At 57.2% G+C, this 25,404-nt stretch carries 27 protein-coding genes; 10 read left to right on the forward strand and 17 right to left on the reverse strand.

The window, feature by feature from the left end:
• Positions 1 to 7: 7 nt before the first annotated feature.
• Both RMR21_RS17195 and RMR21_RS17200 read right to left on the reverse strand, forming a co-directional pair.
• Positions 8 to 1,012, reverse strand: a complete 1,005-nt coding sequence (locus RMR21_RS17195) for a L,D-transpeptidase family protein (protein ID WP_498670681.1) — start codon at positions 1,010 to 1,012, stop codon at positions 8 to 10.
• A 193-nt stretch (positions 1,013 to 1,205) separates the two neighbouring features.
• A complete protein-coding gene (locus RMR21_RS17200; protein ID WP_498670682.1) occupies positions 1,206 to 1,982 on the reverse strand; it encodes an SDR family oxidoreductase in 777 nt (258 codons plus the stop codon).
• A gap of 97 nt (positions 1,983 to 2,079) precedes the next feature.
• Between RMR21_RS17200 and RMR21_RS17205 the strand changes: the two genes are divergently transcribed.
• Entirely contained in the window at positions 2,080 to 2,631 is a 552-nt protein-coding gene (locus RMR21_RS17205; RefSeq protein ID WP_498670683.1) for a DNA-3-methyladenine glycosylase, read from the forward strand.
• Between the two features lie 33 nt (positions 2,632 to 2,664).
• On the opposite strand, the gene RMR21_RS17210 is transcribed toward RMR21_RS17205, so the two are convergent.
• From RMR21_RS17210 to RMR21_RS17235, 6 genes are read right to left on the reverse strand one after another with little or no spacing between them, the layout of a single operon-like run.
• Positions 2,665 to 3,741: an ABC transporter ATP-binding protein gene (locus tag RMR21_RS17210; RefSeq protein ID WP_498670684.1), complete on the reverse strand. Its 1,077-nt coding sequence runs from the start codon at positions 3,739 to 3,741 to the stop codon at positions 2,665 to 2,667.
• A gap of 21 nt (positions 3,742 to 3,762) precedes the next feature.
• Positions 3,763 to 4,830, reverse strand: coding sequence for a Gfo/Idh/MocA family protein (locus RMR21_RS17215; RefSeq protein WP_498670685.1), 1,068 nt, complete (start codon positions 4,828 to 4,830; stop codon positions 3,763 to 3,765).
• On the reverse strand, positions 4,823 to 5,836 hold the full coding sequence (locus RMR21_RS17220) for a Gfo/Idh/MocA family protein (RefSeq protein ID WP_498670686.1): 1,014 nt from the start codon (positions 5,834 to 5,836) through the stop codon (positions 4,823 to 4,825). The genes RMR21_RS17215 and RMR21_RS17220 overlap by 8 nt, the downstream gene beginning before the upstream one ends.
• Before the next feature lie 16 nt (positions 5,837 to 5,852).
• Positions 5,853 to 6,728, reverse strand: coding sequence for a carbohydrate ABC transporter permease (locus tag RMR21_RS17225; protein ID WP_498670687.1), 876 nt, complete (start codon positions 6,726 to 6,728; stop codon positions 5,853 to 5,855).
• Positions 6,721 to 7,674, reverse strand: a complete 954-nt coding sequence (locus RMR21_RS17230) for a carbohydrate ABC transporter permease (protein ID WP_498670688.1) — start codon at positions 7,672 to 7,674, stop codon at positions 6,721 to 6,723. The genes RMR21_RS17225 and RMR21_RS17230 overlap by 8 nt, the downstream gene beginning before the upstream one ends.
• Before the next feature lie 6 nt (positions 7,675 to 7,680).
• Positions 7,681 to 8,970 (reverse strand): ABC transporter substrate-binding protein, encoded by a 1,290-nt coding sequence (locus RMR21_RS17235; RefSeq protein ID WP_498670689.1) that lies wholly within the window; start codon positions 8,968 to 8,970, stop codon positions 7,681 to 7,683.
• A 121-nt stretch (positions 8,971 to 9,091) separates the two neighbouring features.
• Here RMR21_RS17235 and RMR21_RS17240 point away from each other — a divergent pair, with 121 nt between their 5' ends.
• From RMR21_RS17240 to RMR21_RS17260, 5 genes are all read left to right on the forward strand, one after another.
• Positions 9,092 to 9,796 (forward strand): TetR/AcrR family transcriptional regulator, encoded by a 705-nt coding sequence (locus tag RMR21_RS17240; protein WP_498670690.1) that lies wholly within the window; start codon positions 9,092 to 9,094, stop codon positions 9,794 to 9,796.
• Positions 9,797 to 10,042: 246 nt separating this feature from the next.
• Positions 10,043 to 11,185 (forward strand): Gfo/Idh/MocA family protein, encoded by a 1,143-nt coding sequence (locus RMR21_RS17245; RefSeq protein WP_498670691.1) that lies wholly within the window; start codon positions 10,043 to 10,045, stop codon positions 11,183 to 11,185.
• 10 nt (positions 11,186 to 11,195) lie between these two features.
• Positions 11,196 to 12,359, forward strand: a complete 1,164-nt coding sequence (locus RMR21_RS17250; RefSeq protein ID WP_498670692.1) for a dihydrodipicolinate synthase family protein — start codon at positions 11,196 to 11,198, stop codon at positions 12,357 to 12,359.
• 43 nt (positions 12,360 to 12,402) lie between these two features.
• On the forward strand, positions 12,403 to 13,230 hold the full coding sequence (locus RMR21_RS17255) for a sugar phosphate isomerase/epimerase family protein (RefSeq protein WP_498670693.1): 828 nt from the start codon (positions 12,403 to 12,405) through the stop codon (positions 13,228 to 13,230).
• 99 nt (positions 13,231 to 13,329) lie between these two features.
• Positions 13,330 to 14,214, forward strand: a complete 885-nt coding sequence (locus tag RMR21_RS17260) for a DMT family transporter (protein ID WP_498670694.1) — start codon at positions 13,330 to 13,332, stop codon at positions 14,212 to 14,214.
• Here the strand turns inward: RMR21_RS17260 and ocd are convergent.
• Both ocd and rocF read right to left on the reverse strand, forming a co-directional pair.
• Positions 14,209 to 15,285 (reverse strand): ornithine cyclodeaminase, encoded by a 1,077-nt coding sequence (ocd, locus tag RMR21_RS17265; protein ID WP_498670695.1) that lies wholly within the window; start codon positions 15,283 to 15,285, stop codon positions 14,209 to 14,211. The genes RMR21_RS17260 and ocd overlap by 6 nt on opposite strands.
• Positions 15,286 to 15,295: 10 nt before the next feature.
• The gene (rocF, locus tag RMR21_RS17270; RefSeq protein ID WP_498670696.1) at positions 15,296 to 16,216 is read right to left on the reverse strand and encodes an arginase; all 921 of its coding nucleotides are present in this window, start codon (positions 16,214 to 16,216) and stop codon (positions 15,296 to 15,298) included.
• Positions 16,217 to 16,345: 129 nt separating this feature from the next.
• Between rocF and RMR21_RS17275 the strand changes: the two genes are divergently transcribed.
• Together RMR21_RS17275 and RMR21_RS17280 are read left to right on the forward strand one after the other, a co-directional pair.
• Positions 16,346 to 16,783, forward strand: coding sequence for an Lrp/AsnC family transcriptional regulator (locus tag RMR21_RS17275; protein WP_498670697.1), 438 nt, complete (start codon positions 16,346 to 16,348; stop codon positions 16,781 to 16,783).
• Positions 16,784 to 16,852: 69 nt separating this feature from the next.
• Positions 16,853 to 17,221: a response regulator gene (locus RMR21_RS17280; protein ID WP_498670698.1), complete on the forward strand. Its 369-nt coding sequence runs from the start codon at positions 16,853 to 16,855 to the stop codon at positions 17,219 to 17,221.
• A 194-nt stretch (positions 17,222 to 17,415) separates the two neighbouring features.
• Here the strand turns inward: RMR21_RS17280 and RMR21_RS17285 are convergent, their stop codons facing one another.
• A complete protein-coding gene (locus RMR21_RS17285; protein ID WP_498670699.1) occupies positions 17,416 to 18,132 on the reverse strand; it encodes an IS6 family transposase in 717 nt (238 codons plus the stop codon).
• Positions 18,133 to 18,176: 44 nt separating this feature from the next.
• On the opposite strand from RMR21_RS17285, the gene RMR21_RS17290 reads away from it, so the two are divergent.
• Positions 18,177 to 18,866, forward strand: a complete 690-nt coding sequence (locus RMR21_RS17290) for a beta-xylosidase family glycoside hydrolase (protein WP_498670700.1) — start codon at positions 18,177 to 18,179, stop codon at positions 18,864 to 18,866.
• 50 nt (positions 18,867 to 18,916) lie between these two features.
• On the opposite strand, the gene RMR21_RS17295 is transcribed toward RMR21_RS17290, so the two are convergent.
• The 3 genes from RMR21_RS17295 to RMR21_RS17305 form a co-directional block, all read right to left on the reverse strand.
• On the reverse strand, positions 18,917 to 19,984 hold the full coding sequence (locus RMR21_RS17295; RefSeq protein ID WP_498670701.1) for a hypothetical protein: 1,068 nt from the start codon (positions 19,982 to 19,984) through the stop codon (positions 18,917 to 18,919).
• 554 nt (positions 19,985 to 20,538) lie between these two features.
• Positions 20,539 to 20,940 carry a nuclear transport factor 2 family protein gene (locus tag RMR21_RS17300; RefSeq protein ID WP_498670702.1) on the reverse strand — a complete coding sequence of 134 codons (402 nt, stop codon included), beginning with the start codon at positions 20,938 to 20,940 and terminating at the stop codon, positions 20,539 to 20,541.
• Positions 20,940 to 21,839, reverse strand: coding sequence for an MBL fold metallo-hydrolase (locus RMR21_RS17305; protein ID WP_498670703.1), 900 nt, complete (start codon positions 21,837 to 21,839; stop codon positions 20,940 to 20,942). Before RMR21_RS17305 ends, RMR21_RS17300 begins: the two co-directional genes overlap by 1 nt.
• 327 nt (positions 21,840 to 22,166) lie before the next feature.
• Between RMR21_RS17305 and RMR21_RS17310 the strand changes: the two genes are divergently transcribed.
• A complete protein-coding gene (locus RMR21_RS17310) occupies positions 22,167 to 23,063 on the forward strand; it encodes a LysR family transcriptional regulator (protein ID WP_498670704.1) in 897 nt (298 codons plus the stop codon).
• Positions 23,064 to 23,141: 78 nt separating this feature from the next.
• Here RMR21_RS17310 and RMR21_RS17315 read toward each other — a convergent pair whose 3' ends face one another.
• From RMR21_RS17315 to RMR21_RS17325, 3 genes are all read right to left on the reverse strand, one after another.
• The gene (locus tag RMR21_RS17315) at positions 23,142 to 23,786 is read right to left on the reverse strand and encodes an NADPH-dependent F420 reductase (RefSeq protein WP_498670705.1); all 645 of its coding nucleotides are present in this window, start codon (positions 23,784 to 23,786) and stop codon (positions 23,142 to 23,144) included.
• A gap of 140 nt (positions 23,787 to 23,926) precedes the next feature.
• Positions 23,927 to 24,373 (reverse strand): Rrf2 family transcriptional regulator, encoded by a 447-nt coding sequence (locus tag RMR21_RS17320; RefSeq protein ID WP_498670706.1) that lies wholly within the window; start codon positions 24,371 to 24,373, stop codon positions 23,927 to 23,929.
• A 50-nt stretch (positions 24,374 to 24,423) separates the two neighbouring features.
• On the reverse strand, positions 24,424 to 25,338 hold the full coding sequence (locus RMR21_RS17325) for a LysR family transcriptional regulator (protein WP_498670707.1): 915 nt from the start codon (positions 25,336 to 25,338) through the stop codon (positions 24,424 to 24,426).
• Positions 25,339 to 25,404: the final 66 nt, after the last annotated feature.

The following is a 25,404-nucleotide window of genomic DNA, read 5'->3' on the forward strand; positions in this document are numbered from 1 at the left end:
CAGTCTGTTATCGCGAGCCCGCAAAGGGGTCAGCAAGGGCCGCTTCCGGGCGGCTGATCGGATATTTCGTGCCGGACACCTTCTCCGCCATGCTCTTTGCGCCATTGTTCTTCAAAATGGCGCGGAAGCTGGGATGCATTCCGCCATCGACATAAGAGTTGAGTGCGCTGGAGGTTCCCTCGTTCAGTGCTGCCACGAGTTTTTGGTTCTCGGCGCTGAGCTTGGCGGCTACGGCGGGTTCCGTCTGGTTGATAACCGCAGGACATGCTGCGAGCGGATCGCTCGGCTCACCGCCAGAAAATTCGCTGTTGAAGACATAGCGACGGCCACAGACGGAGACTTTCGGCTGACGTCTCGTCAGTTCGAAACTGTCATAGCCTTCCTTGAGGGTCTTCCAGAACGAGAAGTTCGGGTCGTCCTTGTAGGCAACCATGTTTCTGGCCGTCATGCGAAACGGGTAGGCCTGAACCTGGAACTTGGCCTGTCCACCCTTGAGCGCCCGATCGACAATCGCATAGATTTCACCGACCTGCTGATCCGTCATGGCGAAGCAACCCGACGAGGAACAGGCACCATGGACCATCAGCGCCTCGCCGGTATAGCCCATCGCGGATTCCAGCCGGTTCGGGTAGCCGAGATTGAAGGACACATAAAATTGCGAATTCGGGTTCAACATGCCTGCCGAGACATGGTAGAAACCTTCAGGCGCCTGCCTGTCTCCGCTTTTGGTCTTGGGGCCGAGTTTACCCGACCAGCGGCACATGGGGTAAGTCTTGAACAGCGCATAGCTGCCTGACTTGTCGACCTTCCACACTTCGAGTTCGCTCTCCTGCTTGAAGATGCGCACGAGCACGGGGCTTTCGGGCGTCATTCCCTTGGAGGCCATGGAGGCGGCGACTTTGGACGACAGCTTCGGCGGTTCCTTAGAGGCAGTATCGATACCCATGGACGTGCATGCGGCTAGAGCGCCGCACAGCGCTGCCACCGATGCCACACGCACGGATGCGCTCATGAATTTCCGCAGCCTCACGGGAACCAACCCTAGAAGATTTGTATACGCCATAAAGTGTCTTGCCCGCCTTGTTCAGGGAACCCGTACATAAAGAAGTTGACCGGATGACGGCAACCGCATCGCGACACAAAGCTTCGTGAATTTGCGTTACTGTTTCGTTAATCATACGAACACAAGGCTGTGACGGCGTAGGTCAGACGAGCAGGCCCTGCCCGCCATCGATCCAGACTGGGCTTCCGGTGATATGGCGCGATTTCGAGCCCGCCAGAAACACGACGAGATCGGCCACGTCTTCGCTGGTTCCTGGGCGTCCCTTGGAAATGGGAATTTCGCCCTGTGGCCATTCGACGGGAATAGCCGTCTCGTCTCTGTCGCGGATTTGGGTGTTGTCATCGATATCGGTTTCGATGGCGCCAGGGCAGACGGCATTGACGCGGATGCCATAACGGGCAAGCTCCAGCGCCAGTTGCTGGGCCATGGCCAATTGGCCTGCCTTGGTGACGCTGTAGGCCGTGGCACCCGGCGAGGTAAAGGTTCTGGTGCCATTGATCGAGGAAACGATGACGATCGCACCGCCGTGCTTTTTGAGATGCGGCACGGTTTTGTGGAGGGTGAGATAGGTACCGCGCAGGTTGACGCTCATGGTTTTGTCCCACTCGTCCGGCGTCAAATCCTCGATAGGCGCCCACACGCCATTAATGCCGGCATTGGCCACCACGACATCGATCCGACCAAAGTGATCGACGAGTTTCGTGGCCGCTTCATCCATCTGGGCTTCGTCCGAGACATCCGCCAGCAGTGCGACGGCCTTGAATCCTTGCGCGACGATATCATCGACAACCGCATCCAACTCCTCTTTGGTGCGTCCGAGAACACCGATGTGATAGCCTTCTCTGGCAAGCGCAAATGCGGTGGCTCTGCCAATTCCAGACCCTGCGCCCGTAACCAGTGCAACTTTCCCATCCGTCATGCTGTTCTCCCTGCGGTCAGACATTTGATTGTTTGGTGCTCTTCATAGAACACATAACAACACGTTCTCCGTGTTGTTCCCTCAAGCCTGAGCGCAGATGAGCCTCCTTTCGCAAAGCTTTTACCTGAGAGATGCCGTGACGGTCGCCAAGGACCTGATTGGCTGCGAATTCCGCGTGAACAATACGGGCGGGATCATCGTCGAAACCGAGGCCTACAGCCCCGACGATCCGGCATCGCACAGTTTCAATGGACCGACCCAACGCAACCGGACCATGTTCGGGGTCCACGGACACCTCTATGTCTACAGATCCTACGGACTGCACTGGTGCGCCAATATCGTTTGCACACCGGGTTCGGCGGTTCTGATCCGCGCCATCGAACCCACCCACGGTATCGACCTCATGAAATTGCGACGCAACACCGATAACATTGCCAATCTGTGCTCGGGGCCGGGAAAACTGACGCAAGCGCTCGGGATCACGCGAGACATGGACGGTCTGGCCGTGACGAAAGAGCCCATCGTCGTTTCGCATTGCGCAAATACCATCTCGACCGTCGCCGGCCAGCGCATCGGCATATCGAAAGGCGTGGAACAGCCGTGGCGGTTTGGGCTGGAAGGCTCGCGATTTCTTAGCCGAAAATTCTAGTTCTCGCGGGTCGGATGCGATGCTGTGATGCCATTACACCCGGCGTCCATCACTGCCGAAGACGTGCGCATTGGCGAGATCGAAGGACAACGGGACTTTTTCTCCCATACGAAACTGCTTTTGCCCCTCCAGCAAAACATTCACAGGCTGGCCATCGGCTGTGTTGGTGTAGATGACGGTTGATCCACCCAGATGCTCGACAAGCTGGATATCGCCCTCGCCCAATGTGGACGATTGCGTCTGCGCTTGGATGTGCTCGGGACGAATGCCGAATGTCAGTACTTCATCGATTTTGGCGTCCAGAGGGCGCTCCAGCACAATGTGCTGCCCGGCAATTTCTATGGTGCGGCGTGCGGTATCGGATGCGACGAGCTTTGCCGCCAGAAAGTTCATTTTCGGCGACCCGATAAAGCCAGCCACAAACTGGTTGTCCGGCCTGTTATAAAGATCGAGCGGACGCCCAACCTGCATGATCTTGCCTTCGCGCAGCACCACGATCTTGTCGGCCATGGTCATGGCCTCGACCTGGTCATGGGTGACGTAGATCATCGTGCTGCCGAGCTTCTGGTGAAGCTTGGCGATTTCCACGCGCATCTGCACACGCAGTTCCGCATCCAGGTTCGACAAGGGTTCGTCGAAAAGGAATATTTTCGGCTCCCGCACGATGGCACGACCAATGGCCACGCGTTGCCGTTGCCCGCCCGACAGCGCCTTGGGCTTGCGTTGCAGGAGAGGCCCGATCTGCAACACGTCTGCCGCCTTCTGGACGCGCGCCTCGATTTCCGGTTTCTTGTAGCCGGCCGTTTCCAGGCCGAAGGCGAGGTTCTTGTAGACGCTCATATGCGGGTAGAGCGCGTAGGACTGGAACACCATGGCGATACCGCGCTTGGAAGCGGCGGTGTCGTTGACGCGCTGGCCGTCGATACGAAGCTCTCCGTCGGAAATCTCCTCAAGCCCGGCAATCATGCGCAACAGCGTGGATTTTCCGCAGCCGGAGGGTCCAACGAAGACGGTGAACTCGCCCGGCTCTATCTGAAGGTCGATGCCGTGCACGACAGGGAAAGCGCCGAAACGCTTGACGATCTTTTCAAGGGTAATGCTGCTAGCCATATTGTTCCTCGCATCCGACACTTATGGTCGCCAGCTGATATATTTCGGATGATCCCGGGTAATCGGCAGGGCGACATCCGTTTTCGTCTCGTTGGAATGATAGATTGCGGCAATGAGCGACAACGAGCGTCTCGCATCTTCCGAGGTAACAGGCGGCTTTTCGCCGCTTTCCAGCGTGTGGTAGAAGGCTTCCATCTGCCCCGTGAAGCGACGTCCGGTCGGGACGATATCCGCGAGCAGAGCCTCGATCCTGGCGCCGATCTCATCGTTGGCGGGAACGATCTTCCAGGGGCCGTCTCCGGGTGAATAGGGTTCAGTGTTGCTTTCGAACATGACGTTTTCAAAGGCCAGCCGCAAACGGCTGATCTCTGCCTGCGAACCGAGCGTGGAGGTCGATGACACCAGCGCACCGCTTTCCATCAGGAAACTGGCTGATACGCAGTCTTCGACTTCAATGGCATTCACTCTGGTGGCCGTCCGGGCAAAAACCCGCTCCACCGGACCCATCAGATAGGTCAGCATGTCATGGATATGGATGGCATGGGTCATCAGCACGCCGCCAAGTTCGGTGGCCCAGCGCCCGCGCCAGGGATTGTCGTAATATGCCGCGTCACGGTTCCAGAATATCTCGGCCGTCCCGGCATAGGGTTTGCCCGCCAGGCCGCTATCGATGATACGCCGCGCCTGCTGCACGCCCGTGCCATAGCGATACTGGTAGATCGGCATCAGCACACCTTTGGCGCTCGCTTCGGCGGCGGCGACATCGTCCAGTTCCTTCAGCGAGCCTGTCAGCGGCTTTTCACACACGACGTGTTTTCCAGCAGCCAGCCCCTGCAACACGAGTTTGGTATGAATGGCGGGAGGCGTACAGATATCGATAATGTCGATGTCATCCATGGCCATGAGCTCATCGGATGACCGGGTGCGGCCCTTGACGCCGAACTCGTCGGCAACAGCGTTCAACCTCACCTCATCGAGATCGCAAAGATATGCGACTTCGTATTTATCAGGATGGGCGGCGTAGCCTTCCTCGATATGCGTTTTGCCGATACCGCAGCCGATGATGCCGACCCTGTAACGCTTAGCCATGTTGATGACCCTCTGCAAATTGTTGCGCTGTGAGAGCGATCTCCATCGCTGCAAAACAGCGCGCTTGCGGCATGGCGGTCTCGGTGCGATTGCGGATATCCGACAGAAGCTGCGAGCCGTAGGGCAGCGGCACGTCGGAGCAATCGAAATAGTGCATGCCGGTCTTGTCGGTCAGGAACAGATGGTTTGCACCATCGCGTCCGGCCACATCGACATTCTTGCGGATTTCGATCGCACCTTCCGTGCCGGTGACGAACAGGCGCCCATCGCCCCAGCTCGACAGACCATCCGGGGTGAACCAATCGACCCGAATGAAACCGTCGACGCCCTTGGTGGAGAGGTGAATATCGCCGCTGTCCTGCAATCCTGGGGTTTGCGCGTTGGCCTTATTGGCAACCTTGGCAAACAGGATATCGGCCTTTTGAGAATCGGTAAAGAACAGGAACTGTTCGCACTGGTGGGAGGCGATATCGACCAGAATGCCGCCATAACGCTGCCGCTCGAAGAACCATGCCGGGCGCGTCGATGCCCGCAACCGGTGTGGGCCGAAACCTGCCATGGAGACCAGTTTGCCAATAGCGCCAGCCGCGATCAGTTCGCCTGCCTTGACCGTGGCGGGGTTTTCGAAATGTTCGGAATAGAGCACCGAAAAGATCCGGCCGGTTTCCGCCTGAACTTTCTTGACCGCGTCCAGTTGCGCCAGCGTTATCATGCCGGGCTTGTCGACCATCACATCCTTGCCGGCGCGCATGACCTCGATGGCAAGGGCCGCCCGCTCATCGGGAATGCCCGCGCTGATGATAAGGTCGATGGAGGGATCGTCCAGCAAACGGCGCTTGTCATCGACGCGGGAAACATGGGGGAACGCCTGCGCATATTCCCGCGCTAGATCATCTTCGATGGCGTGAAAGCCGACATGTTCGGCACCGGCCGCAAGCATGCAGCTCGTCTGCCCGAAGATGTGGTTATGGTTGATACCGATTGTCGCAAACCGAACGGGTCTCATGGTGCATGCCTTGATGTCAGCGCTTCATGCCGGTGGTGGCAATGCCTTCGATGAGGAGGCGCTGGAAGAAGAGGAAGAAAAGAAAAACGGGAATGAGCGAGAGGTTAGACATGGCAAACAGCGCCGTCCAATCCGAACTGCCGGTACTGTCCACGAAGGAGCGCAGGCCGAGCTGAACCGTGTAGGTGTTGATATCGCTCAGATAGATCAGCGGTCCGAAGAAGTCGTCCCAGGTCCAGATGAAGGAGAAGATGGCAGCCGTTGCCAGAACCGGCGACGACAGCGGCAGCATGATTTTCCAGTAGATGCGGAAGGGACTGCATCCATCCATGACCGCCGCCTCATCCAGCTCCCGCGGAATGCCCCGGAAGAACTGGACCATCAGGAAGATAAAGAATGCGTCCGTCGCCAGATATTTCGGCACGATCAACGGCAGCGACGTGTTGACCCACCCCAGCTCCAGAAACAGGATATATTGCGGGATGAGCACCACATGATAGGGCAACATCAAGGTGCCCAGCATGAGCGCGAACCAGAAATTCCGTCCGCCGAACCGCAGGCGCGCAAAGGCGAAAGCCGCGAGCGAACACCCGACCACGTTGCCGAAGGTTGCCAGAACCGAGATGAAGAACGAGTTCCAGAAGAACTGCCCGAACGAGACCTGAAGACCGGTCCAGCCCCTGATATATCCGCCCCAGTCAATCGACGAGGGAATGAGCGAGGATGAGCCGAACAGCTCATCCTGCGGGCGGAACGAACCCGAAATCATCCACAGGATCGGATACATCATGGCGATGGAGGCGGCGATCAAAACTGCATGAAGGAGAACCGACTTCCACAGCGGACGCTGCAGGGTTTGACCCGGACGGAGCGAAGAGACAGCATCAGTCATCGTAATGCACCCAGTAACGTGCGCTCAGGAAGGAAAAGGCCGTGAAGAGCGAGATGATAACGACGAGGATCCAGGCCAGAGCCGAGGCATATCCCATGCGGAAGAAACCGAACGCTTCCTGATAGAGATAGAGCGTGTAGAACAGCGTCGAATTGATCGGACCGCCGGACCCTTCCGAGATGATAAACGCAGGCGTGAAGGCCTTGAAGGCATCGATTGTCTGGATGACCGCGTTGAAGAAAATGACTGGCGTCAATAATGGCAGGGTGATGCGGAAGAACTGACGCATCTTGCCCGCGCCATCCATTTCCGCAGCCTCATACATATCCTGCGGGATCTGGCGCAAACCCGCCAGGAAGATGATCATTGGCGAGCCGAACTGCCAGACCGACAGGATGACCAGCGTGTAGATCGAATAATCCGGATTGGAAATCCAGCTTGGTCCTTCGTAACCGAAGGCCTGCCACAGAACCATGTTGACCAGACCGTCGGAGGCGAAAAGCTGACGCCACAAGACCGCGATCGCGACGCTGGAGCCGAGCAGCGACGGCAGGTAAAAGACCGCGCGATACATCGTCAGCCCTTTGATGCCGCGGTTGAACGCCATGGCGACCATCAGAGCGAAGATCAGTTTCAGCGGCACGGACAAAAGGACGTAGGTGAACGTCACCTTCATGGCGGCTGCGAATTTCGGATCGGCGGTTGCGATGCGCACATAGTTGGACGCGCCCACCCAATCGGGCGATTGCAGCAGATCGTAATTCGTGAACGACAGATAGAGCGACGCCAGCGCTGGACCAAGCGTCAGGCCGAAGAAGCCGATGAGCCACGGCAGCAGAAACACATAGGCGTGAAAATTGCGATCAAACGCTTTTCGCACACGGCCCTGCCCTGGAAGAGCCGCAGAGCGGCCCTCCCCTGTTATCGTATCGGATCGAAACGTCATGGATCGTTACTTCCGTTTGATCACGGTTTCCGCTTCGGTCACCAGCTGTTTGCCGCCTTGCTCGGGCGTCATTCTGCCGAAACCGACCTCTTCCGAGGTGCGCTTGAGCACGAAGGCAAACTCGCCGGCACCCGGAGGCGGTGACGGTGGCAAGGCCCCCACGCCTGGCGTGACCTCGGCGATGTAATCGACCATCGCCTTGCTGACCTCGTTGAGCTTTGGGCTGAGCTGATCCCGCATGGACTCAGACGCGGGAACGCCGCGCTCGACGCCGAGAATATCAATACCTTCAGGCACGGCCACGAGGAAGTTGATGAAATCCACCGCAGCCTCGATACCGGCACTACCATTGGCCACGCTCATCAGCATCGATGGCTTCAGATAATGACCGGAAGGGCTGTCTGCTGCGACCTTGGGATAGGATGTGATCGACAGCTTGGCCTTGTTGATGGCCTGATAGCCGACGAACTGGTTGGAATGGGCAAAAGCAGTTGCCGCCTTGCCGGTGGTCAGTGCGTTGCTTTCGATGTTCAGCTGATCGAGCGCCTGGATATCGGCAGGAACGCAGGCACCGGCCTCGCGCATCGCCGCCCACATGGCAAACCATTCACCGGCATCCTTGGCATCGTAGCCAAGGCCGCCGCCTTCGACGAAGAGCGACTTGTTCTTCTGGCGCAGCCAGTTTTCAAAGCTCGGCTCGACGCCGCTGGCATCGGCAGTGGCATAATAGCCGGGCTTGGGCTTGTTCTTGCCGAACTCTGCCGCGTTCTTGGCAAAGTCTTCCCATGACTGGCCAGCCGATGGTGGCTTGGCACCGGTCTTTTCCCAGCCCTTGGCATCGTAAAAGACTGCGCTTGAATTCACGCCAAGATTGATGCCGTAAAGCTTGCCATCAACACGGCCGGAATCGATGTTCGGGGTGCCGAAATCATCGATCTTCAACGACTTGCCGAGATAATCATCGAGGGGTGCCAGAGCACCGCGACGGGCATATTCGAAAATATACCGGTAATCCATCTGGATGAGATCCGGCGCGTTGCGTCCGGCGACCTGCGTGGCCAAGCGGGGCCAGTAATCCGACCACCCGGCGAACTCACCGGCGATATCGAGATCGGGCTTGACCTGCTTGAAGGCAGCGATTGCCTTGTTGGTGCGGTCAGCGCGCTCCTGAGAGCCCCACCACAACAAACGAATTCGCGCAGCCTGTGCGAAAGCGGGTCCTCCACCCACCGCCGCAAGCGAAAGCGCAGCCAGACCTGCCGAAAGTACGGCACGTCTCTGTAGCATCATGGACATTGGCAACTCCTCCCTAATTGAATGCCAAATTAAATGATGACGGCAATGAAGACTTGCCGTTTTATAACTATCTGGTTACATGGGAACACCGATCAACAGCATTGTCAAGCGACCTTTGAAGATGGATGAAACCAGCAAACCGGCGACCGAAGACACAAACGAGGAAACCGGGGCCAAGCCAACTTCAACACGAAAGAAGGCGGCAGCGCAATCTCGCAATCCAGAGCGAACACGCGCAGCCATTCTCGAAGCGGCCCGCCGCGAGGTAGCCGCCAAGGGGTTGGCCGGTGCGCGGATCGATGTCGTGGCACGACGGGCTGGCACCAACAAGCGAATGATCTACCACTACTTTGGCGACAAGGATGCACTCTATCTGGCCGTGCTGGAAGACGCCTACCAGCACATCCGCAACGCCGAGCACCGGCTGGATCTGGCCCGCAAGCCACCCGTGGAAGGTCTGCGGGAACTGGCCCTGTTCACGTGGCACTACTTTCTCGACCACCCGGAATTCCTGAGCATTTTGGCGACAGAAAATCTCAATCAGGCCAGATACTTGCGCCAATCCTCGACGATTACGGAAATGCATTCGAACTTCATATCCGAATTGAAGGACGTGCTTTTGCGTGGCGAAAAGACCGGTGACTTTCGCGCGGGCCTCGATCCGGTCGATGTTTACCTGACCATCGCATCCCTCGGATTTTTCTATCTTTCGAACCGATATACGCTCTCGACGATCTTTCAGCGGGATCTCGTGGCACCTGCCGAACTGGAGCGTTGGGGCCAGCACATCGTCAACACGGTCATTGCTGCACTGCGGCCGCTTTAACATCCGACGCTAATTTATCCAACAAGAACAAGCGCAGCAACCTTCGCATGTGCGAAGGCGCGGTCGATGTCTGACGTCTCGTCAGCGCTTGTGGAAATTTCGGTTTCTGTTCACCTCCGCGTTTTCATCTGAAAAACCACTTGACAGAAAGCCGGTTCGACAATCACAAATAACCAAACGGTTACAAATTTTCGATCTGATAAAATTGCGTCCTGACGGGAGTGGGATGCTTTGGGAGGACTATTCATGCAGCGTATCGGCGTCATCATGCACGGCATCACCGGCCGCATGGGGTATAACCAGCATCTCGTCCGCTCTGTTCTTGCGATCCGCGATCAGGGCGGGGTTACGCTGAAGAGCGGCGAGAAGGTCATGCTGGACCCCATATTGGTGGGTCGCAATGGCGATAAGATCGAGGCCATCGCCAAAAAGCACAACGTCGAGCGCTGGACGACCGATATCGATTCGGCCCTGGCCAATCCTGACGACACGCTGTTTTTCGATGCTGGTACAACGCAGATGCGCGGCAGTCTGCTGACGAAGGCGATCCAGGCGGGCAAGAACGTCTATTGCGAAAAGCCGATTTCCGACAATACGGAAGAGGCCATTGCCGTGGCGCGGCTGGCGGAAAGCGCCGGTATCAAGCATGGCGTGGTACAGGACAAGCTTTTCCTGCCGGGTCTTCGCAAGCTGGCCATGCTGCGCGATAGCGGCTTTTTCGGCAAGATTCTCTCCGTGCGCGGCGAGTTCGGCTACTGGGTTTTCGAAGGCGACTGGCAACCGGCGCAGCGCCCCTCCTGGAACTATCGCGCAAAAGATGGCGGCGGCATCATTCTCGATATGCTGTGCCACTGGCGCTATGTGCTGGACAATCTATTCGGCGAAGTCAAAGCCGTCAGCTGCATGGGCGCGACCCATATTCCGCAACGCTTCGATGAGCAGGGCAACGCCTATGTGGCCGATGCCGACGACGCGGCCTATGCCACGTTCGAGCTCGAGGGCGGCGTCATCGCACATATCAATTCATCCTGGGCCGTGCGCGTCCGCCGCGACGATCTCGTCACCTTTCAGGTGGACGGTACCCATGGTTCGGCCGTTGCGGGCCTGACCAAATGCTGGACGCAGCACCGCACCAACACGCCGAAGCCCGTGTGGAACCCCGACCAGCCGCAGACGATTGATTTCTACAAGACCTGGCAGGAAGTGCCGGACAACGTGGTCTACGACAACGGCTTCAAGGAACAGTGGGAAATGTTCGTACGCCATCTGGCCGATAACGAACCCTGGCCCTACGGGCTAATGGAAGGCGTCAAGGGCGTACAGCTTGCCGAACTGGGCCTGAAATCCTGGAAGGAACGCCGCTGGCTCGACGTTCCCGCGATTGTCTGAGGTGACCGGGATGACAGAACTGAGACTGCCGGGAAATGACCGTTCCATTGAAACCTACCGCTTGACCGGCAAACCGATCGCGCTGGAAAGGCGCAACGCTGCTGATTTCAACCGCGTGGCCTTCGCGGCTGCGCATGTGGTGGCAGACCCGTTTGCCGACAACGACCCATGGCTGACACCGGCCATCGACTGGGACGGCACGCTTCGCTTCCGCCATCGGCTGTGGGACCTGGGTCTGGGCGTAGCAGAAGCCATGGACACAGCCCAGCGCGGCATGGGTCTTGGCTGGCCACAGGCGCAGGAACTCATCACGCGGGCCTTGAAGGAAGCGGCAAGCCGCTCGGATGCACTGATTGCCTGCGGCGTTGGAACCGACCATCTGACCGGCACCGGCTACAGTCTCGACCAGATTGTCGATGCCTATCAGGAACAGTTGGACTTTGTGCAAGGCCAGGGCGGGCGTGTCATTCTGATGGCCAGCCGCGCACTGGCGGCGAGTGCTCATTCCCCGGATGATTATCTCGAGACCTATTCCAGGGTGCTAAGCCACGCCAATGAAAAAGTCGTCATCCACTGGCTCGGTGAAATGTTCGATCCCGCGCTGGAAGGGTACTGGGGTTCGTCCGACCACATGGCGGCGATGGACACCTGCATCGACATGATTGCTGCCAACGTGGACAAGATCGACGGCATCAAGATTTCGCTTCTGTCGAAGGAAAAGGAAATCGCGATGCGCCGCCGCCTTCCGCCTGTTGTGCGCATGTATACCGGTGACGACTTCAACTATGCGGAACTGATTGCCGGCGACGAGCATGGACATTCGGATGCCTTGCTCGGCATCTTCGACGCCATCGCGCCAGCGGCGTCCAAGGCGCTGGCCAGTCTGAAGCAGGGTGACGAAGCAGACTTCTTCGATACGCTGGAGCCGACCGTTGCGCTATCGCGCCACATCTTCAAGGCACCGACACGCTTTTACAAAACCGGCGTCGTGTTTCTGGCCTACCTCAACGGCCTGCAAGACCATTTCACCATGATCGGCGGGCAGGAGAGCACCCGGTCCACCCAACATTTTATCGAACTTTTCCGGCTGGCGGACAAGGCCAATGTTCTTGCGGACCCCGACCGTGCGACCCACCGCATGAAGACGTTTCTCAGTTTACGAGGCGTCAATTGAAAAGGATGGAACCCGTGCGGGCAACTTTTGAGGAGGCCACCCCATGAGCCTTGAAGGACTTTCCATCAATTTCGCCACCATCAAACAAGGCGGCTCTTTCGCAACCCTCGTGGACGCGTGTCTCGACCACGGCATCACCACGATTTCGCCGTGGCGGGACCAGGTGCATGGCGTGGGTCTTGAAGAGGCTGCGCGGATCGTCGCCCAGAACGGTATCAAGCTGTCAGGTCACTGCCGGGGCGGTTTTTTTCCCGCTCATGACGCGCAAGGAAGGCGCGATGCAATCGAGGACAACAAACGGGCCGTCGATGAAGCCGCCGCCATGAACGCCGATTGCCTTGTGCTGGTCGTCGGTGGACTGCCAGCCGGGTCCAAGGATATCAGCGGCGCCCGACAGATGGTGGAGGACGGCATGGCGGCATTGCTGCCCTATGCCAGACAGGCAGGCGTACCGCTGGCCGTCGAGCCGCTACACCCCTTTTATGCGGCGGATCGTGCATGTTTCAACACGCTCAAGCAATCGCTCGATCTGTGCGACAGGCTGGGTGAAGGCACGGGCGTCGCCATCGACGTCTACCACGTCTGGTGGGACCCCGAACTGGAGGAACAGGTGGCGCGCGCGGGTCGAAACAGACAAATTCTCGCTCACCATATCTGCGACTGGCTGGTGCCGACGACGGATCCGCTCAATGACCGCGGCATGATGGGCGACGGCGTCATTGATCTCAAGGCCTTTCGCAAAATGATCGAGAAGGCAGGTTTTACGGGTCCGCAGGAGGTCGAGATTTTTTCGAACACCTGGAACGCCAGGCCGATCGACCACGTGTTGACGACGGTCGTGGAGCGTTATCGCGCTCTTTCCACGGATTGAACCCTTTTCATCGGCTGTCACGGGTGTTGAATCAGATGATAATCGTCTAATACGAAGGACGGTCTCCCGTCCCTATCTGCCCAACATCAGAGTTTTCTAATGCCCTCCCAGTCTATCGGTTACCTTTACGCGCTTGCCGCCTTTACGATCTTTGCAGCGCAGGACGGCATATCGAAGCATCTGGGTTCGGCCTACCCGCCCGTCTTCGTAACAATGCTGCGCTATTGGGCGTTCGCCATCTTCGTCATCATTCTTTCGATGAGATCAAGTGGCGGCATTCGCAAGGCCATCTCGACGGACAGACCATGGTTGCAGGCAAGCCGTGGCGTTGTTCTGGCCGTTCAGATCGTGCTCTCGATCTTCTCGTTCTCGCTTGTGGGCCTTGCCCATACGCATTCGATATTCGCATCCGTTCCGCTGATCGTCGCGGCACTCTCCGTACCCATCCTCAACGAGAAAGTTGGATGGCGGCGCTGGTCTGCGATCCTTGTCGGTTGCCTTGGGGTGATCGTTATTCTCAAGCCCGACGAGAGCGGCTTCGACGCCACGCTTTTGATCACATTTGCAGCCGCCGTTCTGCTTGCCCTTTATGGTGTGATGACGCGGCTGGCCAGCCGGAGCGATCCGGCCATGACGAGCTTCTTCTATACCGGCGTTCCCGGCGCCATTGCCCTGACGCTGATCGGGCCATTCTACTGGGTTAACATGGCGCCGGGCGATTGGGGCTGGATGGCGGCGCTTTGCGTAACCGGCATGAGCGGCCACTACCTGCTCATCCGCGCTTTCGAGCTGGCCGATGCGGCGTCTGTTCAGCCGTTTTCCTATTATCAGCTCGTGCTCGTCTCCATCGTCGGTATCACCATCTACGGCGAGATTTTGACGACAAACATGCTGATCGGTGCGGCCATCGTGGTGGCGGCGGGCCTGTTCACCATCTGGCGAGAGCAGATGGTGGCCCGCCGAAACCGGCAACAGCGACTATAGAGCCAATGCGGGACGTGCTTGCAGCGATGCCTCGCATCTCAGCAGCATGCCATAGAGATCGCGCGGTTCATCGGGATCGGCCAGAAGATCGAGTTCTTCGTAGAGGCCAGTCGCGACCAGTTTCGATCTGACGTAGCGCAGAGCGGAAAAATCTTCGGTCGCAAAACCGACGCTATCGAACAGCGTGATCTGTCCCTCTGACGTTCGCCCATCGGCCGCACCCGTCATGACCTGCCACAGCTCGGTCACGGGATGATCCTTCGCCAATTGCTGGATTTCACCTTCAACACGGGTTTGCGGCGGATATTCCACGAAGATATCGGAGCGCAGCAGGATATCCCGGTGCAGTTCGGTTTTGCCGGGGCAGTCTCCACCGACGGCGTTGATGTGGACACCTGGGCCGACCATATTGTCCGTCAGAATGGTGGCACATTGCTTGTCTGCCGTGACAGTGGTGATGATGTCAACGCCTTCCACGGCACGTTCTGCGCTGTCGCGGATCTCGATGGAAAATCCCAGCCCCTCCAGATTGCGCTGGCATTTCGCACTGGCCGCCGGATCGATATCGAACAGCCGAAGGGTGTCTATGCCCATAATTGCCTTGAACGCCCGCGCCTGAAACTCACTCTGCGCGCCGTTACCGATGATCGCCATCGAGCGCGCACCCTTGCGGGCTAGATATTTGGCGACGACGGCCGAGGTGGCTGCCGTTCGCAAAGCCGTGAGGATCGTCATTTCCGATAACAGCATCGGATAGCCGTTGCCCACATCCGACAACACGCCAAATGCCGTCACCGTCTGGCGGCCCTGCTGGGTGTTTTTGGGATGGCCGTTGACGTATTTGAAGCCGTAGAGCGTGCCATCGCTCGTCGGCATCAGCTCGATGACGCCATCGGGGGAATGGGCCGCAATCCGTGGAGTCTTATCGAATGTTTCCCACCGCCGAAAGTCTTCTTCGATGACCTCGGCCAGTTCCCGCAGGAATGTGTCGATACCCACGGTCAGCACCAACTTCATCATATGATCGACGCTGACGAAGGGGACCGTGTTGAGCTGTTGATTGAGTGTCATGGCTGCGTCCTCACCCGGCTCTCGTCGGGCGGTCCAGAACGCGCTTGCCCATCAGGCTTGCGGTCAGGTCCACCATCAGACGCGCGGTTCTTCCGCGCTCATCGAGAAACGGATTGAGCTCGACCAGATCGAGACTGGAGACAAGCCCGCTGTCGCACAGCATTTCCATCACCAGATGCGCCTCCCGGAACGTCGCCCCACCGGGAACGGTCGTGCCAACGGCCGGTGCGATGGCGGGATCCAGAAAATCGACATCGAGACTGACGTGCAGAAGACCGTTGGCAGCGGTTACCCGCTCCAGAAATGCGCGCAAGAGCACGCCCACACCATGTTCATCGATCTTCCTCATATCGTGGATCGTCACGCCGGTTCCGCTTAAGGCGGCACTTTCGGCGGGATCGACACTACGAATACCGATCATGCAGATATTCGCCGGATCGACAGGATGAGGAACGGTTGGAAAATAGCCATCAAATCCTTCACGGCCGCTGTAATAAGCGACAGGCGTGCCATGCAGGTTGCCGCTGCGCGTCGTCTGCAGGGTGTGATAATCCGTATGGGCATCCAGCCACAACACAAAAAGCGGCCGGTTGCGTTGTGCTGCACGTCTGGCAACACCCACCACGCTGCCAGCCGAGAGCGCATGATCGCCCCCCAAAAATATCGGCATCGCATTCTCGCTCTCGCGATAGGCAACCTCTATCAGCGCTTCGGTCCAGGCGACGGTCTCATCCAGATGATGCACAGCCTTATTCGGATGATCGAACTCTCGAAATGGTGCGGGTGCGACGTTGCCGATATCGACCACGGTGTGGCCCAGTTCTTCCAGTGCGGTTTTCAACCCGGCAATGCGCAAGGCACTCGGCCCCATTTCGCAACCCAGTTGTCCTGCACCGATTTGCAGGGGCACTCCAATCAGCGTGCAATCCATCGACCATTCTCCCCAATCATAACTGTCAGAATTCAAACATGACCGTATGGCGAATTGAACAATCAATATTGGCAATTTTTATAGTTTGATCTATCATTTCGGTCATCTCAATAGCCAAAGTGATATGCGATGGATGATCTGGATACGAGGCTCGTCACGCTGCTGCGACACAATGGTCGGCGCAGCATATCTGACCTTGCCCTCGAAACGTCCTCATCGCGGGCAACCGTCCGCGCCCGGATCGAGCGTCTGGAGCAGACCGGTGCCATTCTGGGTTTCACCGTGATTTTGCGGGCGGATGCCGTCGAAGAAGCCATACGTGGCATCATGATGATCGAGATACAGGGGCACGTCACCGAGAAGGTGATCCGCGCTTTGGGCGGGTTTCCGGAGATATCCAAGATACACACCACCAATGGCCGCTGGGATCTGATCGCAGAACTCAGCGCCTCCACATTGGCGGGCTTCGATTCCGTTTTGCGCCGTATCCGTCTCGTCCCCGGCATCACGGGAAGCGAGACGAGCCTGCTGCTTTCAACGCCGCGTTCGACACGTGCGCGCCTTTGACCGCAAAATGATGAGGACGCGACAGAACTTTCTACCGCCTTGCTAGTTTAGAAGCCGGAGGAAACAATCATGCCGCTTGCTCTTGAAGGTCGCCAATATCTCGTGGTCGAGGACGAGTACCTTGTCGCTTCTCATCTCTTGATGACGCTTGAAGACGCTGGCGCGAGGGTCTTTGGACCGATATCGGACGTCAAGCGGGCCATGGAGGTCCTGTCTGATCCGGATTTTCCGGTGGATGCGGCAATACTCGATATCAATCTGGGTGGAGAACTGGTGTACCCGGCCGCCGAACTTCTGGCCCGCCATGGAAAGCCGTTCGTTTTTGTCACGGGCAGCAACATCATGTCGATGCCCGCAGAGTTCCAACACGTACCGCGACTGATGAAGCCCTATGATACCGAAGAGCTTATCACAACGCTTCAACAGGTCACGGGATAGTCCCCGGTTAATACCCATGAGAAAAAGGAGACCGGCTCGACCGGTCCCATCTTGATCATTTACCGGATACGCGAAGCGCGCCCGCCTCACCCAAGCTGCGTTGAATGGCAGCGAACTGGCTTTCGGACACATCCGCAGAAATGGCATCGTAAAGTTAAAGGGCTCGGGTCAAAGGTCTCGGCCGCGGCTCTCGCTTATGCTGCCTGCAGGCGTGCGATCTTATTCCACATTTGCATGGCCGCGGCTCTCAGTTCGCGGTGATGGTGGGACGGGACATCGTGGCGTGGAATATGGAAGAGATTGGCGACCGGGTCATGAATGGAGACGAAACGCTGGAGATGTCGGGCTGACTTGAAGCCCTTCATGATCCGCTCTCGCCGTCGTGTCGGTTGATGGGAATTCTCCGCCCAGTTATTAAGCCCTTTGTGTGAACGATGATCGACGCCGGGCATGATGTCTTGCTTGGCAGCGCCGTAGGATCGCAGTTTGTCAGTGATCATGACGCGCGGCGAATGGCCCTGTCCTTTCAAGAGCTTTCGCATCAAACGTTTGGCGGCCTTGGTATTGCGGCGGCTCTGCACCAGCACGTCGAGAACGAAGCCATCCTGATCGACAGCCCGCCACAGCCAGTGTTTCTTGCAGCCAATAGAGATGACGACTTCATCGAGGTGCCACGTGTCGCCGAGCTTTCCGGCTGAACGCCGCCGGATTTCATTGGCAAAGTGGCGACCGAATTTTTCGGCCCAAAGACGGACTGTCTGGTGCGAGACAATAATCCCGCGCGCCGCCAGTAAGTCTTCGACCATCCGCAAGCTGAGCGGGAAACGAAGATAAAGCCAGACGGCATGAGCAATCACTTCAGCTGGGAACCGGTGGCGGCGATAAAGGGGATCACGAACGGCTTGGGTCATGCCGAAAGATCGCACACGCCAATCGCCGACCGGTTAACGTTACAGTGCCGTTCGATCTGCAAACCGGCCTTACGGACGCATTCCAATGGCTGCGGACACCCAATCCGGACCGACTGTTTTCACTCACGGCGCGACCAGGCTATTTGCGCATGTTCGGGCGTGAATCTGTCGGCTCTTGGTACGAGCAGTCACTTGTCGCACGGCGCCAGACGCTTTTTGACTTCGATGCCGAAACCGAAGTTGACGCCGATCCACAGAGCTATCACCAGATGGCAGGTCTGATTGCCTACTACAACAGCTTTGCGTACCATTATCTCTGCCTAACTCATGACGAAAACGCCGGTCGTTCACTTCAGCTCCTATATTGTAATGGTGCCTGGCCTGTAGGCAAAACCATACTAGCCTTGGATGAGGCGATTGCCGTATCGCCGGGGCCTGTGAAAATGCGGATAGAAGTCCGGGGAGCCGTCGCACGTTTCCTTTATTGGAAAGACGATGCCTGGATACGGATTGGGCCGCTGTTGGACCATTCCGCTCTTTCTGATGAAGGCGGAGAAGGTGAACATGCCAATTTCACCGGCGCATTTATCGGAATGGCGGCCAATGACACCAGTGGACAAGCTATGTGCGCAGATTTCTCGTATTTTATATATGATTCTGGCTCTTCCGTGCCTTGTCGGGATACGAACCGGTGGCGAAATTATTCGCCACCGCACATTGACCAAGAAATTTAGAACGGGAGCAAATCCGCTATTTCGCAGGAGATTGAAACGGTCGACAAATCTTAGTTGAAATAGAAGGCGTAAGAAGCGAAGTTTCCTTCAAAGATCGAAGTGATCTGCCTCCATTGATCGTTGCTCATAGTGGGTCCGTCCTGAAGATAAGGTACTGCGGCAGGTCCGGTTATCCAAAGTATTAGATCGAAAGGTCGTGGATCGTCGAAAACCCTGGCAAGATTGATACCCTTGTCAAAACGCCAATGCGGAACGAGAGTCTTACCGTCGAGAGCGGCTTCAAACTGCGACAACAAGGCGAGCCAAGCCTGAATGCGCTCTGGTGTGACCTCAAATGATGGGAGCACACCACTCTTCTGCTTTGGCCCAGGAAGCCATTCATGGTCGTCGTCCGTTTCCTGTTCGATTAAAGCCCATGTCTCTCGATTGAGAGAGATGACCTTTTTCAGATGCTCACGCACCTCGCTCCACATCGCCTTGTCGACAACTGGCCAACGAATTGTGTGAATGAGCGTAACGAAGTCAGCGATATCGTTGGCTTGCGCCTTGTTGACGCCGAACATCGTGTCGTTTTCATCGCTCGTACCATTGGCATCCGCCATCGTGGAGACAGCTTTCGGGAAAACGACACTGAAACTATCGTTCCAGCTTTCGGAAAAGTCATGCGACAGCCATGCCTTGGCGACGGCCATCATGATATTGCAATAGCCCTGCATCCATTTGGCGTCGGCAGTATCAAATCCCACAATGAACGGCTTGGCTTTCCCGTTCTCATCCAGTTCGGCGATCGCCAGACCTAATTGATCTTCCGGTCCAATCACTCCGTCACCGTTCCAGTCAAAACGGGCCACGGAAAGATCAACCTTCAGTTTTGCCGGCTTGTCACCCACAGCGGCAAGCGCCTTGTCGGCGGCGTCAAGGTCAGCAATGAATAAAGCGAGAATGCCGCGAAACTGTTGATAGGTGATGGGCTTGGGATCGGGGTTTCTTATAACTTCGCTAATGCCACGGCCAAAAAGCAATTCATAACCGTCTGACTTCGATCCAAAGCCATGGCGATAAAGCGATTGCGATAACTTTTCAAAAGCACGCGCAGAACGTACAAGCCCCAGGCCCAACTGCGCGTCCGCGTTGTTGGTGGCCTTTGCAGTCAGAGCTAACAGTTTCTCGTCGGTGTTGCCGATGCGGCCACCGCCAAGATACGATTGGAAGATTTCTGTCGCAGCATTGTCTGCTCGGGCGACGCTGGAAAGCGAAACGCAGACAAAGCCAACCGCCACGATCAGGAGATTACAGTTTTTCACACAAAGTTCCCATTAACATTGCAACTGACAGTTATTGGTAGGCTTGTAATGCTCGAAAATCAGCTACATACGCCCGAACAGATTGGTTATCCCCACGAAGATGATGCACCCGCACCGCGTTGCATGAAATTAATGTATATCCGACGGCGGCTTGCCATAAGCGGGCGATACCCTCGCGCTTGAACGGATACGAACCTGCGACATGTATGTCGGTATCGCTAGCCCTCTTAAAGGTAATGCGATCGACGGGAGCTTACCGACCTCTCAGGCGTGCGCCAAATTATGGAACATCCACCGATTACAGTTTCGAAATTCGGTCGCCAACTTGTCTCGGCACAGGATTGACCAGTGCCGAGACGCGTGAAAGCTCAGTCAGTACTGAGCGCCTGCATGACCATGTGGCTGTCCACATACTGAACCATGCTGGCAATCTTTCCGTCTTTCACATGATAGAGATGGGCAAAGCTCGCCGTCATCGACTTGCCCGTTGCTTTGTAGGTGCCGTGATAGGCCCCGAAGGCGGCGACACGGTCGCCGTCCTCCATGAAGGTATGAACATCGGCGCGGTAGCCGATCCACTCGGTGCCAAGTCGTTGAAACACGCCAGCGACGATCGCATCCGAACCGACATACGTGCCGCCATAGGGGAAGCCTTGTGCCTCCGTCCACGTTGCATCCGAAGCAAGAGCTGCAAGCAGGTTGCGACCATTGCCTTCGGAAGACCCCTGGTAGGTAGCACGGATGAGTTCAAGGTTGGCGCCCATGGTCATCAGCCCCACTTCATTTCGCCAGTTGCAACCTTTGCGCCGATGTCGAGGGCTACGCCCATGCCCAGACCCGGAAAGCGTGCCTCCATGGCGGCTTTCAGGGTCGCGGAATCCTTGGCTTTTGCCAGTTCTTCCTCGAACGCCCTGAGATAGGCAATAGTGTGCTCGACACCTGAAATGTCGGTCTTGGCATCGGGCGCCATGTGTCCGGCAACAACGACCGATGGCTTGAGCGTTCCAAGCTTTTCGAGGTTGGCAATCCAGGCAGCCCGCAGTTCGGTGCTGTTGGTATCTGCCGTCCAGACATGTACGCCGTTGAAGATCATCACGCCGCCAAATACTGCGTTCAGTGAGGGAACAAAGAGAGTGCGGCGGTTGGGCAAGTTTTCAGCCGAAAGGATCTTGATGACTTCACCGTCCACCGTCAGCGTCGTTTCGTCGAAACCAGTCGGGATGACAACATCGGCCAATTTCTGCGGGCCGTTCTCCTTCAACTGCGGGCCCCAGACCGCAAGCTTCTTCTCGACGCTTGCCTTGATCGCCTCGACGGTTTCTCTCGCAGCGATGACCTTAGCCTCTGGGAAAGCCGCCTTGATCGGGCCGAGGCTAAAATAATAGTCGGGATCGGACTGACTGACATAGATCGTGGTCAATGTCTTACCAGTCGCCTTGATCGCATCGGCGAGTGCCTTGCCGTCGGAGAGAGTGAACCCACCGTCGATAAGGATTGCCTCCTTGGCGCCGGACACCAGCACAGGTGCGCGGAAAAAACCGTTCTGGCCAGCGGGAAAGTGCTTCCAGGCAAGGCTTGAGCCAGCAGCGTGGCTGAGGCCGGCTGGAGCAAGAGCGGCCGTTGCTCCGGCAGCAAGCGTAGTCTTCATGATGGTTCTCCTGGTGAACATGGTCAGTCCTTTCGGGGTTTTTTGAATATGAGGTATCGAGGGGATAAAACTGTGGTCTAGAGATCAGCGGCGCCGGCATGAGCGTTCTCGCCATCATCGGCAGGTATTCCACCGCTGACCCCAATTACACTCTTGTCAGCTGCGCCATCAGCGGCGATGCAGCATAGCACCAGCCGCACAGCGGATCGAAGGGGTAGGTGATCAGTGTCGTGTTGGTCATATCGTGTTCCTTGGCATGACATAGATGTCATGCAGAAATTACGATAAGAAGATCGACAAAACAGACTGACTGTATGCTATTGCCTGACAATTCAACCGGAGTTCGACATGCAGGATGGGACCAACCTCAATCGCCTTGCCTATTTTGTCGCGGTTGTCGATGCTGGATCGTTCACAAAGGCGGCAGCCAGTCTCAGCATCACCAAGGCCGTTATCAGCCAGCAGGTTGCAAGGCTCGAACAGGAAGTCGGCATTACTTTGCTCCTGCGCACAACGCGGCGATTGCAGACAACGGAAGCTGGCAAGGCATTCCACGCGCGCTGCGTCTCGATCCTGCGAGAAACCGAGGAAGCCCTGGCGGAACTCGCGCAAGCCAGAACGGACCCGAAAGGACTTCTTCGGATCACCGCGCCGCATGATTACGGGACATCGGTCGTCGTGCCTGTGGTCACAGCCTTTACCCGTCGATATCCACAATGCCGGGTAGAACTGAACCTCAGCGACACGACGGTCGATCTTCTCGCCAATAATCTGGACCTCGCCATCCGAGTGGGTTGGCTTGAGGATTCCAGCTTGCAGGCGAGACGAATCGGTGGGTTCCGTCAGTTCCTCGTCGGTTCGCCCGAGTTCACGACTGAGATCGCAGCAATGCGGCAACCGTTAGACTGCAACGTGCTGCCGTTTGTATCCAACAACGCCCTTCGGGAGCCTCTGGAATGGACATTCACGCACCGCAACGGATCCGCTCAGACAGTACGCTTCGAAACCAGCATTGCGATCAACATGACGCCGGCCGTGATGAAGGCTGTTATGAGCGGCGGCGGTCTGTCTGTCTTGCCGGATTTCCTCTCCGCCTCAGCCCTGTCGACTGGCGACCTGATGCCAGTCCTGACGGACTGGTCCTTACCGGAGGGCGGTGTCTATACGGTTTATCCGGCAGCAAGATTTCGTCCTCCAAAGGTAACGGCTTTCGTCGAAATGCTGATCGAAAGCCTCAAAGGCTAAGGCTGCACAGGTGACAGCTTCACTTCACGGTAAAAGGAGAGGCGGCGGCTCGCGCCGCCTCCATCTTTGTTGTCATCCTCAAATCTTGATGAAGTTGTGCGCAGACAGCGATCCGAATGGCAGAGATGCAAGGCGACCGCCCACATCCAGGCTACCAAGATCTACTGCAAAGAAGCCGGTCGCTTCGATGAGCTTGCGCACGTCGGCCTTCGCTGCAGCATCGTCACCGGAATAGAACAGCACGCGCTGTCCACCAGCCGTCTGAGGCTCCGGCAATGCGTTGACGTCAAGATGGTTGAATGCCTTCACGACGCGCGCGCCGGGGACATACTGGCTGAAGACTTCGCTTGAATGTGTTTCGCCGAGATCAACCGCCTTAATGCCATAGGCCGCCAGGGGATTCGTCGGGTCCCTAGCAGCCGGGGAGTTCGGATCGATGAACTCGACCGGGTTCGTGCCGTCAACAACAATGCGGCCATTCCAGGCTGAAAGGCTGCCGATGACCTTCTCGGCATCGACCCAGCGGATGGCTGCAAAGACGATATCCGCGCTTGCAGCCTCTTTGACGGTTCCTGCCGTGATGGAAGGGCCAAGCTCCTCAACGAGAGCTTCCAGCGAAGCGGGGCCACGGCTGTTGGAAATCGTGGCGGCGATTCCAGCCTTTGCGAAGATGCGTGCGAGGTTGGAGCCGAGGCCGCCGGAACCGATAATACCAATGCTCATAGTATACTCCTGATGTGAACGGGGCTGGAAAGATGAGAATCGTCAGCGCCCCTTTAGGCTGAACAGATCCAGACAAACGCTGCGCAATCGCAGCGATATGTTTGTGTGTCGTCGATATGACGACATTAAACACCAAACGATCACCATACCAATGGGATCGAGAATTTCCCTAGACGAGCGACTTCCGCAGCAATGTCGGCCACGCTGGTCTTGCCAAGCTCAGTTTCCAGGGCCATGCGAGCTTTTGTCAGCACCGGTTGCATGGCTTCCAGAATGTTGCCGCCGACTGCACAACTCTCGCAAGGCGGTGTTCGATGTGTGGAAAACAGTTCGGTATCCTCGACCGCCTCATAGACATCAAGCAGCCGGATCTTGGCAGCCGGCTTTGCCAGCAAGGCGCCGCCCCCTGCCCCGAGCTGCGACCGCGTCAAACCTGCATCATTCAGCCGCGACAACAGCCCACGGATGACGACAGCTCCGGTATTGGCGGAGTAGGCAAGGTCCTCAGAGCGCATCGGCTTTCCGTCGCTGACGGCCAAGGCGGTGAGGATATGAACCGCGACAACAAATCGAGTACTGGTTGGCATGACACTCTCCGCTTGTGTGTAACCATCACTATTACACACTCAATATCCTGTCAACCGTCAATTCTCGAATTTTCTTCCGAGCAATGCTTGAGGCGATCAATCATCCAGCGACCGGCAGGTCCAGGGGGCGCATCAACCCGGTAGACCGCCGACATGGGCAGCTTCAATCCCCCCACCGTATCCACAATCGGCAACTCGATCAGCCGCCCTTCGGCAATATCCTTCTTCACGGCATGGAGAGGCATTCCGCCCCAGCCAAGGCCGCTGACGAGAAAGGCGTGTTTGGCAAACAGATCCGCGAGCCGCCAGGTCGAGGGTGACATGACGCCAAATTCCCGTCCTGCCGAAAGGTCGGATCGATCCGTCAGCACCAGTTGCACGTGGCGAGCAAGTTCCTCGCGCGGGATAAGCCCCTGATGCGCAGCAAGCGGATGCCGGGCAGCGGCCACCATCACAAATTCGACGCTGGTGATGCGTTCCGCCACCAGTCCTTGCGGCAATGTGGGCAGCGAGCCGACAAGTCCGAAACTTGCACGACCGTCGATCACCGGCTGCACCGCTCCGCCCAATGCCTCGACATAGAGCCGCAAGGGCGTGGCAGGAAATTGCTGCTGGAATTCGTGTGACACCTCAGCAATCGTCGTGATGGGAAAGAACACGTCGATGACGGCCGCAAGCTCTGGCTCAAGCCCGCCCGCAATACCCTTGGCGCGGGCCTTCATGCCATCAACGGCGTGGACGACGGAGCGAGCATCAGCAAGCAGGACTTCGCCTTGTCTTGTGACTTTGGGATATCGCGCCGAGCGATCGAAAAGAACGACTGATAGTTGCCCTTCGAGATTGGCGATGGTTTCACTGACTGCAGACTGTGTGCGACGAAGACGTCGTGCGGCGGCAGAAAAGCTGCCCTCGTCTGCTGCGGCAACGAATGTGCGCAATTGGTCCAGGGATACACCGTCGAGCATGCCAACCTCCTCTATCGTTTTGTCCGATGGATAGCATCGAAAAATACAGGCTAACCCTACCAATGC

It is taken from the genome of Agrobacterium sp. rho-8.1, from assembly GCF_033957725.1.
In the GTDB taxonomy this organism is placed as follows: Bacteria; Pseudomonadota; Alphaproteobacteria; order Rhizobiales; family Rhizobiaceae; genus Agrobacterium.